The sequence below is a fragment of the Desulfonatronum parangueonense genome (assembly GCF_054656975.1).
This window is the reverse complement of the sequence record NZ_BAAHXH010000003.1, coordinates 105,421-118,386: the sequence shown is the minus strand read 5'-3', so window position 1 is coordinate 118,386 and position 12,966 is coordinate 105,421. Positions and strand designations below refer to the sequence as shown.

14 protein-coding genes are annotated in these 12,966 nt (G+C 54.1%); 5 read left to right on the top strand and 9 right to left on the bottom strand.

Annotated elements, in window-relative coordinates; genetic code table 11:
• Positions 1-38: 38 nt before the first annotated feature.
• The 6 genes from ACYQ15_RS01070 to ACYQ15_RS01045 all read right to left on the bottom strand — a co-directional run bounded on the left by ACYQ15_RS01070 (position 39) and on the right by ACYQ15_RS01045 (position 6,405).
• On the bottom strand, positions 39-413 hold the full coding sequence (locus ACYQ15_RS01070; RefSeq protein ID WP_459935686.1) for a four helix bundle protein: 375 nt from the start codon (positions 411-413) through the stop codon (positions 39-41).
• 63 nt (positions 414-476) lie between these two features.
• A complete protein-coding gene (locus ACYQ15_RS01065; protein WP_459935685.1) occupies positions 477-1,583 on the bottom strand; it encodes a DegT/DnrJ/EryC1/StrS family aminotransferase in 1,107 nt (368 codons plus the stop codon).
• Between the two features lie 164 nt (positions 1,584-1,747).
• On the bottom strand, positions 1,748-2,722 hold the full coding sequence (locus ACYQ15_RS01060) for a radical SAM/SPASM domain-containing protein (protein WP_459935684.1): 975 nt from the start codon (positions 2,720-2,722) through the stop codon (positions 1,748-1,750).
• Complete coding sequence (locus ACYQ15_RS01055; protein ID WP_459935683.1) at positions 2,719-4,401, bottom strand: DegT/DnrJ/EryC1/StrS family aminotransferase; 1,683 nt, start codon at positions 4,399-4,401, stop codon at positions 2,719-2,721. The genes ACYQ15_RS01060 and ACYQ15_RS01055 overlap by 4 nt, the downstream gene beginning before the upstream one ends.
• The gene (locus ACYQ15_RS01050) at positions 4,398-4,688 is read right to left on the bottom strand and encodes a hypothetical protein (protein WP_459935678.1); all 291 of its coding nucleotides are present in this window, start codon (positions 4,686-4,688) and stop codon (positions 4,398-4,400) included. The genes ACYQ15_RS01055 and ACYQ15_RS01050 overlap by 4 nt, the downstream gene beginning before the upstream one ends.
• Positions 4,689-4,764: 76 nt before the next feature.
• Positions 4,765-6,405, bottom strand: coding sequence for a Gfo/Idh/MocA family oxidoreductase (locus ACYQ15_RS01045; RefSeq protein WP_459935677.1), 1,641 nt, complete (start codon positions 6,403-6,405; stop codon positions 4,765-4,767).
• A 211-nt stretch (positions 6,406-6,616) separates the two neighbouring features.
• Between ACYQ15_RS01045 and tnpA the strand changes: the two genes are divergently transcribed.
• From tnpA to tnpC, 3 genes are all read left to right on the top strand, one after another.
• The gene (tnpA, locus tag ACYQ15_RS01040; protein ID WP_459935682.1) at positions 6,617-6,964 is read left to right on the top strand and encodes an IS66 family insertion sequence element accessory protein TnpA; all 348 of its coding nucleotides are present in this window, start codon (positions 6,617-6,619) and stop codon (positions 6,962-6,964) included.
• The gene (gene tnpB, locus ACYQ15_RS01035; RefSeq protein WP_459935681.1) at positions 6,961-7,314 is read left to right on the top strand and encodes an IS66 family insertion sequence element accessory protein TnpB; all 354 of its coding nucleotides are present in this window, start codon (positions 6,961-6,963) and stop codon (positions 7,312-7,314) included. The genes tnpA and tnpB overlap by 4 nt, the downstream gene beginning before the upstream one ends.
• Before the next feature lie 70 nt (positions 7,315-7,384).
• Complete coding sequence (gene tnpC, locus ACYQ15_RS01030; protein WP_459935680.1) at positions 7,385-8,971, top strand: IS66 family transposase; 1,587 nt, start codon at positions 7,385-7,387, stop codon at positions 8,969-8,971.
• Between the two features lie 3 nt (positions 8,972-8,974).
• On the opposite strand, the gene ACYQ15_RS01025 is transcribed toward tnpC, so the two are convergent.
• The 3 genes from ACYQ15_RS01025 to ACYQ15_RS01015 form a co-directional block, all read right to left on the bottom strand.
• Positions 8,975-9,718, bottom strand: coding sequence for a DegT/DnrJ/EryC1/StrS family aminotransferase (locus ACYQ15_RS01025; protein WP_459935679.1), 744 nt, complete (start codon positions 9,716-9,718; stop codon positions 8,975-8,977).
• Positions 9,715-10,005: a hypothetical protein gene (locus tag ACYQ15_RS01020; RefSeq protein ID WP_459935678.1), complete on the bottom strand. Its 291-nt coding sequence runs from the start codon at positions 10,003-10,005 to the stop codon at positions 9,715-9,717. Before ACYQ15_RS01020 ends, ACYQ15_RS01025 begins: the two co-directional genes overlap by 4 nt.
• A gap of 76 nt (positions 10,006-10,081) precedes the next feature.
• The gene (locus ACYQ15_RS01015; RefSeq protein WP_459935677.1) at positions 10,082-11,722 is read right to left on the bottom strand and encodes a Gfo/Idh/MocA family oxidoreductase; all 1,641 of its coding nucleotides are present in this window, start codon (positions 11,720-11,722) and stop codon (positions 10,082-10,084) included.
• A 494-nt stretch (positions 11,723-12,216) separates the two neighbouring features.
• On the opposite strand from ACYQ15_RS01015, the gene ACYQ15_RS01010 reads away from it, so the two are divergent.
• Both ACYQ15_RS01010 and ACYQ15_RS01005 read left to right on the top strand, forming a co-directional pair.
• A complete protein-coding gene (locus tag ACYQ15_RS01010; protein ID WP_459935676.1) occupies positions 12,217-12,468 on the top strand; it encodes a type II toxin-antitoxin system Phd/YefM family antitoxin in 252 nt (83 codons plus the stop codon).
• A complete protein-coding gene (locus ACYQ15_RS01005; RefSeq protein ID WP_459935675.1) occupies positions 12,455-12,880 on the top strand; it encodes a putative toxin-antitoxin system toxin component, PIN family in 426 nt (141 codons plus the stop codon). The genes ACYQ15_RS01010 and ACYQ15_RS01005 overlap by 14 nt, the downstream gene beginning before the upstream one ends.
• Positions 12,881-12,966 lie beyond the last annotated feature (86 nt).

Sequence of the window (12,966 nt, the reverse complement as noted above, 5' to 3'; positions counted from 1 at the left end):
GGTAGTTGGTAGTTGGTAGTTGGTGGCTCGGGGCTGGTTTATGATTGTTTGATTGCACGAATCAGGCTGTTCAGCATTTTGGCGATTTCGGTGACTTCTCTTTTAACTCCCTGAAATATTTCTTTCTCAATCCAGCCGAGTCTTAAAAATATCTCCAGCAATGTTATGGTTTCATAAAGAGATCCTCTGGAGATATAAAGAAAATGCACGAATTCCTTTTTTGAGAACCTGCCCTTCCCCTCGGCAATGTTCATGGAAACCGAGGTGCATGCTGCTTCCAACTGCTCGATCAGGCGGTAGTGCTTCCTATCCGTTTGCAAATCGTCCACAAGCCCAACAATCTTCACCGCCCAATCGACTGACCTTTGCCAAACATCAAGTTCTTCAAAACCAAACCTTTGCTCATCCACCATAACACTTTCCTCACCTTCCAGCTAACAGCCACCAGCCATGACCCACGAGCCATGAGCTACCAGCTACGAGCTAAGAGCTACCAGCTCATCAATTACAAAATCCTGCTCCTCAACCGTCATGCCATGATACAACGGTAGGGCAAGCGCCTGTTCATAGGCCTGCCTGCTGCTGTGCAGTTTTCCATGCATGCGGCACAGCGGATTCTCGGCAAAGGCCTTGTGCATGTGCAAGGCGTAGGTGCCGATCTGGGCTTCGATGCCCTGGCTGCGCAGGGAGGACATAATCCGGTCGCGATTATCCACCAGAGCGCAGTACGTCTGGAAGGAATGCTCCCCGCCGGCTGTGGTGCGGGGCAGGGAGACGCCGGAAACGTCTGTCAGGAGCGCGCTGTAACGGGCTGCCAGGTTTTGCCGCTCGGACAGGAGTTGATCCACCATTTCCATCTGACTCAGCCCTATGGCAGCCAGGACATTGGAAAGCTTGTAGTTGGTCCCCACGCGATCGAAACTGGTTCCTTCGCGGCTGGCTGCCGGAGCCATGCCGAAATGCTTGTAGGACACCATCCATTCAGCCCATTCCGCAACCTGCGTGGTAATTGTCCCGCCCTCGCCGGTGGTAATGAACTTGCGGGGATGATGGCTGAAAACGGAAATGTCGGCCCAAGCGCCGGTTCTGCGGTTCCCATAGGAGGAGCCCAAAGCACAGGCCGCGTCCTCGATCATGAACACCCCATGCTTGTCCTTGATGGCGTTCAGACGATCCCAATCGAGCGGGTTGCCGAACAGCGAAACCGGGATAACCGCCTTGGTCTTGGCGTTTATGGCCTGTTCAACCGCGTCGTAGTCGATCAGCTGGGTCTCTGGAGAAACATCGACAATAACCGCGGTTGCGCCGACGATATTCACAACAGCCGCCGTGGCCGGATACGTGTAGTCCGGCACGATGACCTCGTCCCCCGCACCGATGCGCAGACAACGCAGGGCCATTTCCAGGCCGGTGGTGCAGGAGGTCACCGCGATGCAATGCTTGGCCCCGACAAAGGAACCAACAGCCTGCTCAAATTCCCGGGTGGCTTCTCCTTCCGTGAGGATTCCTGAATCCAGGACGTCAAGCACCCGTTGCCTTACGGCATCAGTGATATGGGGTTTGATCAGCGGGATGCTATGCATAATAGGTAAGGGGTTCTTAGTTCTTAGCTCTTAGCCATCAGCTATCAGCTACCAGCTCTTAGCTCTTAGCTCTTAGCTCTTAGCTCTTAGCCATCAGCTATCAGCTACCAGCTCTTGGCCTATCAGCTACCAGCTCTTGGCTCTTGATTCTTGGCTACCAGCCATCAGCCACCAGCCATCAGCCCTTCCCCCTTCCCCTCATAAACTCTTCCCAAAAATCCGCTCTCCAGATAGTACATCTTCCAATGATCGCACCCCGAGCAAACGCCCGTCTCCGGAAAATCTCCGTTCGTGTGGCGGCGACGCAATGTGTTGTAGGGCGGGGATTTCCAGGCTGTTGCCAGGGAAGACTTCGTCACGTTTGCAATACGCTCCCCTGTGGTTAGTCTGGTCCAGTCGTGATTGCAGACAGCTATCTCGCCATTCCAGTACACGACCATATCCGTGAACAGCTTGTTGCAAGGCATGCGCTTTTCAAACAAGGGCAGAGGCTCATCAATGCTTCCGGGCTTTCCATTCGTAGAGTGTTCGGCATAAATTCTGACTCTATCCACCCGCTCACGCCAGAACTCTACGAATTGGCCAATATATGGTTTGTGCCGGGTTGTTTCCACGGCCGAGACCTGGATACGAGTACCACACGTGCGCCGATTTCTTTGTTCAATGAATTCCAGAACATTCTTCAAGCAGGCGTGAAAATCCGCTCCCTTGCGGGTTGTGTTGTACAACTCGGGATCGGTCGTATCCATGGAAAAAGAAATGAAGTCGAGATCAAGGTCCAGAATTGCCGATGCAGCCTCTGGAGTGAGGAGTGTGGCGTTCGTGGTGAATTGGATCGGGCCGACATCCAGTTGTTTCATATAAGCCAGGATGTCCTGCCAGTGGGGATGCAACAGTGTTTCCCCGCGAAAAAACGGCACCACCTGGACAGGAGCGTGCTCCACCATTTCGTCAATGATACGACGAGCAAGCTGCACATCCATGTTTCCACGCTGCTTTTCCATGTATTTGCGCGGGCAAAATACGCAGTTCAGATTGCAACGATTGGTCAGTTCCAGAGTGATGCGTTTTGGAAACTCCCCCGGGTCAAGCCCATGCCATGGAGAAAAATCAGACGGTTCTCTTCCCACTTCCCTCATCTCCCTCCCCTCTTTCCCTTGCCTCTTACCCCTTCCCCCTTACCTCTAGCCCATTCCCCCCTCTCCAGCTTTGAACTCACATCCTCCACCTCCCCCTCCCGCATGTACGGATGCATGGGCAAACTCAAGACGCGCTCCGCACAGTCTTCAGACACTGGGAAGTCTCCAGGCTTGTATCCCAGAGATGCGAAAGCTGGCTGCAAATGCAAGGGTTTGGCATAATAGACCATGGAAGGAATGCCGTTCTCTTTAAGTCTAACCTGAACAGCTTCGCGGTATTGTGCATTGGGGAGCCGGACAGTGTACAGGGCCCAGGCTGAACTGAGGCCTTCGGGTTCCACCGGTAGTTGCACATCATCATTGCTTTCCAGATGCGCTGCATACTGCCGCGCCAGACCAGCCCGCGCCTCCAGTTCCCTGGGGAAAATCTCCAGCTTGGGTAGCAGGATGGCCGCCTGCATGGTGTCCATGCGGCCCTTGATGCCCAGGCGCACGGTGTCGTACTTGTTTGCGCCCTGACCGTGCACCCGAATGGAGGTCAGGCGGTGCGCCAGATCGTCGTTGTCCGTGAACAGCGCTCCGCCGTCGCCGTAACAGCCCAAGGGCTTTGTAGGAAAGAAGGACGTGCAGCTGATGTCCGCCAGGGCGCCGAAGGAACGGCCCTTGTACCGCGACCCGAAAGACTGGGCCCCGTCCCTGATTACGGCCAGACCGTGCTTGCGGGCCAAGGTGTTGATGGCGTCGTAGTCGCAAGGCAGGCCGTACAGATCCACGGTGATAATCGCCTTGGGCCGCAACCGTCCAAGCGACTTTTCAGGCATTCCTGCATCATGTTTTATGCCAGCATTCCAGCATTCCAGCATTCCACATAACTTTGCCGGATCAATGTTGTACGTCTGCGGATCAATATCCACGAACACGGGCGTGGCACCCAGTCGGGCGATGACGTCCGCGGTGGCCACGAAGCTGAACGGGGTCGTGAGTACCGCGTCTCCCGGTCCGACCTCCAGGGCCATCAGCGCCATGAGCAGGGCGTCCGTTCCCGAGGAGCAGGTAATGGCATGCTCGGCCTCTGCCGCCTGGCCAAGCCTTGCTTCCAGTTCCCTGACCTCCGGACCCAGGATGTAGCGGCCGTGATGCAAAACCGTATGAATGCTTTTTTCCAATTCTGGACGAATGAAGTCCTGCTGCGTTTGCAGGTCAACGAATTCAATCTTCGCTTGCGAGACATCTTGAATCCATTCAAGGGCCTGGGTCGGAGTCCACACCAGGACACTCGTGTCCGCGACGTCAAAGCGTTTTTCATTGGTGACTATGGCCGTAGGACCGCAAAACAGGGAGGCGGCGCGGACAACCTGGGCATCTTCCACGTCCTCTTTTGCAACAAGAGAAGCGTCCTGATGGAACCCAAAGCATGTCAGCGGAGCGGCATATTCAAGGAGACGGGTCAGCAGTTGCTTGGCAATCCGTTTGGCTTGCAGTGCGTCTGCGCCATTCTTTTTAAGTTCTCGTCGAACGACGTACTCCAGGACAGGAATGCTGCAAGCACAGATCCAGCATTGATATCCACTCTGCGGATCAGATGCGAGCAAGTCGGAGAGAAGCAGCAATTCCTCTTCCGGACGCCGCTGCAGCCAAAGGTCCAGGATGACATTGACGTCAAAGACAAGGTTTTTCATTTTGTGTATTTCTCGGCAAGTGCATCAATATATGCCGCCCTGTCTTCCTCCACGCTTGCAGCCGGGCGTTTCTCCTGGAACGGCCCAAGGATCTCCCGGAACTCATCCAAAAGCTCCCTGCCCAGCGATCTGGATGGCAGTGGGGTATTATCCCTGGTTGGGGGAGACTCCTCGGAGAGGACTGCGCTGTCAGGCAACTCCACCATCACTGGAAACGAGTCTCTGGCAAGCCTCAAGGGAACGGCAAATTCCAGGCGTCCTTGGATGTATTGGGCCTTTACCTGCATGTGCATATCTCCTGAAAAACATTTTGTATTCGATCACAAAAACAGAACAGCGCCACGATCATTCATCTTACACGAATCATACGTTGCTCGACTCCTCATTGCAAACCAGAACGTTGTCTTGCAACACATATTTTTCGCCCGTGGCCAGGCATTTTGCTTCTCCATCACCCGCCACAGGCAGATCCAATCTTTCACCATGCCGGCTGACCCACCCAGCTTGACGGGCAGGCACGCCCATGACCAGGGCAAAATCCGGGACGTCCCCTGTAACCACGGCGCCAGCGGCCACAAGTGCATACCTGCCGATGGTTGTGCCGCAGATAATGGTACAGTTTGCGCCCAGCGTGGCTCCGGTTTGAACCAGGGTTGGCCGAACCTGGTCCATCTTTCGGATCTGGGCCCGGGGATTGAACACATTGGTAAACACCATAGACGGCCCGCAGAACACGCCGTCCTCCAGAGTGACCCCCTTGTAAACCGAAACGTTGTTTTGAATTTTGCAATTCTTCCCGATGCGCACGTCCGGCCCGACCATTGCATTTTGACCGATGGTGCAGTTCTCGCCGATGGTCGTACCCGAGAGGATATGCGAAAAATGCCAGATTTTCGTGCCCGCCCCGATCTCCGCACCAGAATCAATGACCGCTGTTTCATGGGCGTGATAGGTGGGCCGTTGTACAAGATCTTGCGACGCTACCTCTGTCAGTTGCGAGGTACTTGATGCCTCCAGATTCGCCGGCCCGCCGCCATGCTCTAGGGACCATTGGGCCGCGTTCAGCACGCGCAGCACGGAAAGCCCTTCCTGACCGTCGGTCTTGGGAATACAGCCTTTCTCAACGCATTCCACAAAATGCCGGCATTGCTCCTTGAGCGGTTCCGCCTCGGGCACCTCGCAACGCAAGGGTTCTGCTCTGGAAGGTACTGGCGAACCGTTTTCCCAGCGTATCTCATGGGGATAGATCAGCAGCTTGTCCTGCCAGCTTTTCGTGTCGTCAAACACGGCCATAGCCTTTTGTCCAACGACAACCAGCTTCTGCTCCTTGAACGGGTGCAGCCAGGATACGAAAACATGTGCTTTGAGGCCCGAAGGAAAATCCAAGTGAGTGGTGGTCACATCCGCGATGCGCTGATGCAGATAGTTTCCGCCCGTGGCCAGAATGCGCTCCGGTGCTTCCCCGGCCAGGGCCAAAATCATGGAAATATCGTGTGGGGCAAAGGACCAGAGGATGTTCTCCTCCCTCCTGATTTTCCCCAGATTCAAGCGGTGTGAATAGATGTAGTCGATTTTCCCCAAGTCCCCGTGCGCGGCCATTTCCCGCAGGCGCACAAACACCGGGTGATACTGGAGCATGTGCCCGACCATGAGCACCAAGCCCTTTTCTTCGGCAAGCGCAATCAGTTCCTGTCCGTGCGCTTGCTCCAGGACAAAAGGCTTTTCCACGTAGACGTGCTTGCCGAATAGCAACGCTTCACGGACCAGGGCATAATGCGTCTCCGCGGGCGTGGCCACGGCCACGGCTTCTATGTCCGGATTCGCAAATACCTGGGAAGCGACGAGGCAAGATTGCACATCAGGATACTGTGAGCGGAACTTGGACAAGAGAGTCTCGTCCCGTTCGCAGATCATTCCCAACACTCCCAGCTCGTAGAAGTTCCGCACGAGATTCTTGCCCCAATACCCGGAGCCGATGACTGCGATATTTTTCTTTGAAGGCATGGTCATGTCACTTTTACTTTGAAGTTCAGGTTACCGGTCTGCCCGAGAAGCTATTCCCTATCATCACATCGCACCTCGACCCAAGGACCATGTTCTGAAACTCCTTAAAACGAATTGATTGATATACGTAAGCGTCAAAACAGCTACTTCTTACAGCATGCCTCCATTTCTGCCATAGGATTCTTCTCATCAACCTTTGAGGAGGAATCAAATGGCAATCAGCAATCGTAGGTCAGATCCCGAGAAGGCCAATTTCTGGCGCGAGCATGTAGCCAAGTGGCGGGCAAGCGGTTTTTCTCAGGCGGAGTACTGTCGTCAGAACTGCGTTTCCATCAAATCACTGGGATATTGGAAGCGCCGGTTCGAACGTGACCGACAGCCTTCTTTGCCTCCTGTCATCGTTCCCGTCCCACGGCAGCACCTCGTCCCGCCCAGCCCTCGGCAAGATGAGGGGGCTTTGCGTGTCCACCTTGGTCATCGCTTCACGGTGGAGATCTGCGGAGACTTTAGCGTGCCAGTACTGGAAAAGCTTGTTCGCACCTTGGAGCAGCTCCGATGACGCTTCTGGGATCGGCAACCACGGTCAACCTGGTCCTGGGAGCGACGGACATGCGCAAGTCCATCAACGGCCTCTCGCTAATAGTGGCAGACCACTTGGAGCGAGACGTCTTCTCCGGGCATCTCTTCGTTTTTTGCAATCAGTCCAGAACCATCATCAAAATCTTGTATTGGGACCGCAACGGGTTTTGTCTCTGGCAGAAACGACTGGAGATGCACCGTTTCCACTGGCCCAATTCCGAACAAGACGTCCTGGAGATGGAACCTCGCCAACTTCAATGGCTGCTGGACGGACTCGATCTGAAGCAGATTTCTGGTCATCCAGAGCTGAAATATTCAAATTTAAGCTAATTTCTGAATTATATAATATTTAGCATAAATTTATTGACATTTATAAAGATTTTATCTATTTATCTAGGCCATGGACGCAGTTTCATTGCCAGATAACCTCGAGTCACTCAAGGCCATCATCGCGGACAAGGACTCCTACATCTCCCAACTCGAGGAGCAAGTCCGCCTGCTCAAATCGCTGCATTACCAATTCAAATCCGAAAAAGCCAAACTCCGCAACAGACAGGGCCAGCTCAGCTTGTTCAATGAAGCGGAGCTGGCCGCATTGGAACTCGAAAAGCAGGCAGAGGAAAGCTCAGCTGCTGAAGAATTGGAAACGGTCGATGCGCATGTCCGCAGAAAAAAAGGGCGCCGTCCTCTCTCCCCTGACTTGCCTCGGCTCGACCGGGTTCACGACATTGCTGATGATGCGAAAATCTGCCCCTGCGGCTGTGCCCTGAAAAAGATCGGTGAAGAGGTCAGTGAAAAGCTGGACGTCATCCCCCAGAAAATCCAGGTCATCCGTCATATCCGACTCAAATACGCCTGTCCGGCCTGTGAAGGAGTCGAAGATGACGGGCCCACCGTAAAAATAGCTCCCATGCCCCCGCAGATCATCAACCAGGGCATCGTCACCGCAGGGCTGCTGGCCTACATCTGCGTGAACAAATTCGTGGACGGCCTGCCTCTGTATCGCCAGGAACAAATATTCGCCCGGATCGGCGCGGCAATTTCCAGAGCTACCATGTCTGGATGGATGATCCTTGCCGCGAATGCCTGCAAGGTGCTTATGGACATGATGATCGAAGAGCTCCGATACGGCGACATCCTTAACATGGACGAGACCACCGTGCAGGTGTTGCGCGAACCGGAACGGGAAAACACCGCCAAATCCTTCATGTGGGTGGCCAGAGGAGGGCCGCCGGGAAGTCCAATTGTCACCTTTCACTATGACCCAAGTCGAGGCGGAAAAGTCGCCGAGTACATCCTGGGTGACTTCAAAGGCTATCTGCAGACCGACGGCTACGCCGGCTACAATGCCGTGGGGGCCAGACCCGGCATCATTCATGTTGGCTGCATGTTCCACGTGCGCAGCAAGTTCATGGACGTGATCAAGGCAGGAGCCAAAAACAAAAATGGAACCGCTGTCACGATCATCAACCTGATCGGCAAGATCTATAAGATCGAAAAGCAGGCCCGGATAGACAAGTTGAACCCGGATCAGATCAAGGCCTTGCGTCAGGAGCACACCAGGCCGATCATGGATAAAATCAAGGCCATCCTGGATGAACGGGTCCTGACTACCCCGCCCAAAGGCCTGCTGGGGAAAGCCATTACTTACGCCCTCGGCCAGTGGAGCCGCGTCGTGGTTTTCCTCGAAGACGGACGACTGCGGCCTGACAACAACCTTGCGGAAAACGCCATCCGGCCCTTTGCCGTAGGCAGAAAAAATTGGCTCTTTGCCGGATCTCCGGCAGGTGCCCATGCCAGCGCGATCATCTACTCCCTCATAGAAACCGCAAAAGCAAACGGACTCAATCCCTACCTCTATCTCCTGCACGTCTTCACCACCCTGCCCCAAGCCAAAACCAACACTGAAATCAGACAGCTACTCCCACAAAATCTCACACCTCAGAAACTTGAGGAATTGACTGCCCGAAATCCTGCCTCTTCATAATCCTCATGACTTGGCAGGAAAAGATGTAGGCGTTCTGACGCTTACCGTGAGTACCGCGTCTCCCGGTCCGACCTCCAGGGCCATCAGCGCCATGAGCAGGGCGTCCGTTCCCGAGGAGCAGGTAATGGCATGCTCGGCCTCTGCCGCCTGGCCAAGCCTTGCTTCCAGTTCCCTGACCTCCGGACCCAGGATGTAGCGGCCGTGATGCAAAACCGTATGAATGCTTTTTTCCAATTCTGGACGAATGAAGTCCTGCTGCGTTTGCAGGTCAACGAATTCAATCTTCGCTTGCGAGACATCTTGAATCCATTCAAGGGCCTGGGTCGGAGTCCACACCAGGACACTCGTGTCCGCGACGTCAAAGCGTTTTTCATTGGTGACTATGGCCGTAGGACCGCAAAACAGGGAGGCGGCGCGGACAACCTGGGCATCTTCCACGTCCTCTTTTGCAACAAGAGAAGCGTCCTGATGGAACCCAAAGCATGTCAGCGGAGCGGCATATTCAAGGAGACGGGTCAGCAGTTGCTTGGCAATCCGTTTGGCTTGCAGTGCGTCTGCGCCATTCTTTTTAAGTTCTCGTCGAACGACGTACTCCAGGACAGGAATGCTGCAAGCACAGATCCAGCATTGATATCCACTCTGCGGACCAGATGCGAGCAAGTCGGAGAGAAGCAGCAATTCCTCTTCCGGACGCCGCTGCAGCCAAAGGTCCAGGATGACATTGACGTCAAAGACAAGGTTTTTCATTTTGTGTATTTCTCGGCAAGTGCATCAATATATGCCGCCCTGTCTTCCTCCACGCTTGCAGCCGGGCGTTTCTCCTGGAACGGCCCAAGGATCTCCCGGAACTCATCCAAAAGCTCCCTGCCCAGCGATCTGGATGGCAGTGGGGTATTATCCCTGGTTGGGGGAGACTCCTCGGAGAGGACTGCGCTGTCAGGCAACTCCACCATCACTGGAAACGAGTCTCTGGCAAGCCTCAAGGGAACGGCAAATTCCAGGCGTCCTTGGATGTATTGGGCCTTTACCTGCATGTGCATATCTCCTGAAAAACATTTTGTATTCGATCACAAAAACAGAACAGCGCCACGATCATTCATCTTACACGAATCATACGTTGCTCGACTCCTCATTGCAAACCAGAACGTTGTCTTGCAACACATATTTTTCGCCCGTGGCCAGGCATTTTGCTTCTCCATCACCCGCCACAGGCAGATCCAATCTTTCACCATGCCGGCTGACCCACCCAGCTTGACGGGCAGGCACGCCCATGACCAGGGCAAAATCCGGGACGTCCCCTGTAACCACGGCGCCAGCGGCCACAAGTGCATACCTGCCGATGGTTGTGCCGCAGATAATGGTACAGTTTGCGCCCAGCGTGGCTCCGGTTTGAACCAGGGTTGGCCGAACCTGGTCCATCTTTCGGATCTGGGCCCGGGGATTGAACACATTGGTAAACACCATAGACGGCCCGCAGAACACGCCGTCCTCCAGAGTGACCCCCTTGTAAACCGAAACGTTGTTTTGAATTTTGCAATTCTTCCCGATGCGCACGTCCGGCCCGACCATTGCATTTTGACCGATGGTGCAGTTCTCGCCGATGGTCGTACCCGAGAGGATATGCGAAAAATGCCAGATTTTCGTGCCCGCCCCGATCTCCGCACCAGAATCAATGACCGCTGTTTCATGGGCGTGATAGGTGGGCCGTTGTACAAGATCTTGCGACGCTACCTCTGTCAGTTGCGAGGTACTTGATGCCTCCAGATTCGCCGGCCCGCCGCCATGCTCTAGGGACCATTGGGCCGCGTTCAGCACGCGCAGCACGGAAAGCCCTTCCTGACCGTCGGTCTTGGGAATACAGCCTTTCTCAACGCATTCCACAAAATGCCGGCATTGCTCCTTGAGCGGTTCCGCCTCGGGCACCTCGCAACGCAAGGGTTCTGCTCTGGAAGGTACTGGCGAACCGTTTTCCCAGCGTATCTCATGGGGATAGATCAGCAGCTTGTCCTGCCAGCTTTTCGTGTCGTCAAACACGGCCATAGCCTTTTGTCCAACGACAACCAGCTTCTGCTCCTTGAACGGGTGCAGCCAGGATACGAAAACATGTGCTTTGAGGCCCGAAGGAAAATCCAAGTGAGTGGTGGTCACATCCGCGATGCGCTGATGCAGATAGTTTCCGCCCGTGGCCAGAATGCGCTCCGGTGCTTCCCCGGCCAGGGCCAAAATCATGGAAATATCGTGTGGGGCAAAGGACCAGAGGATGTTCTCCTCCCTCCTGATTTTCCCCAGATTCAAGCGGTGTGAATAGATGTAGTCGATTTTCCCCAAGTCCCCGTGCGCGGCCATTTCCCGCAGGCGCACAAACACCGGGTGATACTGGAGCATGTGCCCGACCATGAGCACCAAGCCCTTTTCTTCGGCAAGCGCAATCAGTTCCTGTCCGTGCGCTTGCTCCAGGACAAAAGGCTTTTCCACGTAGACGTGCTTGCCGAATAGCAACGCTTCACGGACCAGGGCATAATGCGTCTCCGCGGGCGTGGCCACGGCCACGGCTTCTATGTCCGGATTCGCAAATACCTGGGAAGCGACGAGGCAAGATTGCACATCAGGATACTGTGAGCGGAACTTGGACAAGAGAGTCTCGTCCCGTTCGCAGATCATTCCCAACACTCCCAGCTCGTAGAAGTTCCGCACGAGATTCTTGCCCCAATACCCGGAGCCGATGACTGCGATATTTTTCTTTGAAGGCATGGTCATGTCACTTTTACTTTGAAGTTCAGGTTACCGGTCTGCCCGAGAAGCTATTCCCTATCATCACATCGCACCTCGACCCAAGGACCATGTTCTGAAACTCCTTAAAACGAATTGATTGATATACTGAGCATGGCATCCCTTCATTGCTACCCATTTAACGTCACAAAAACTTTGGGTGACACCATTAATAATTGCCCATTCCACGTGTACTACATTTTGGGTAGAATATCACACATCCGCCAACTACCATCACGCCACGGCCTGAACAAAACTTCCAGCCCCGGCACGATAATATTTTGACATTCATTGCCGAAGTTGAAGTATGGCGTATGTATATGTTGTCATTGAGCATTGTTTACCTACTTGCACCTTTTTTTACTAAGGTTAGCAATTTCCAGGCCGGAATGTACCAGATTGATTAGCACGCCTTGCCTTCTGAGTTATCATGCGTCTTCATTGACGGAATTGGACCAAATAGCTATTCTGTCCACATGAAAGAAATCACTTCAAAAGACGCTAAGAATCAATTCGGGCAATTTCTGGATTGGGCGCAACGAGAGCCGGTCAGGGTCACCAAGCGAGGTCGTTCAGCCGGAGTTTTCCTGTCAGAGGAACAATTTCAGAGGTTGCGCGGGTCGGCATGGGAACAGCTTGCAACGACCATGGACGCCATGCGGGACCAAGCCGAGTCAAATGGGTTGACCGATGACATTTTGACAAAGCTCCTCGATGACGAAAGCTGAACGATTTGTCATTGACAGCAACGTGCTGATCAGCGCGGCATTGCGAGCATCAGGTCCGCCGGCAACCCTGCTTGAAGCCTTGCGCAGATCGACCGCGGTGCTTCTGTTTTCTCATGAAACCCAGGCCGAACTCGTCAGCCGCCTCATGAAAAGCAAGTTTGATCGGTATGTTTCAGTGCCAATGAGACAGCGGTTTTTGGCCCAGTTGGACGCGGTTTCCGAATACGTACCCATTGTCAACAGGCCCATGGGATGCCGGGACCCGGAAGACGATATCTTTCTTGAAACCGCAATCAATGGGAATGCAGATTGCCTGATCACCGGCGACAAGGACCTGCTGGCCATGCATCCTTTTCAAGGCGTCCCAATTTTACTTCCAGCCCAAAGCTTGATGCGCTTCTTCTCTGAATGAACAAATTGGTGCTTCGTTGGCATGATCCCGGATTACCATTTTTTGCGTTCACGAGATTTGAGTAACTTTACCCATTTTCACATCCA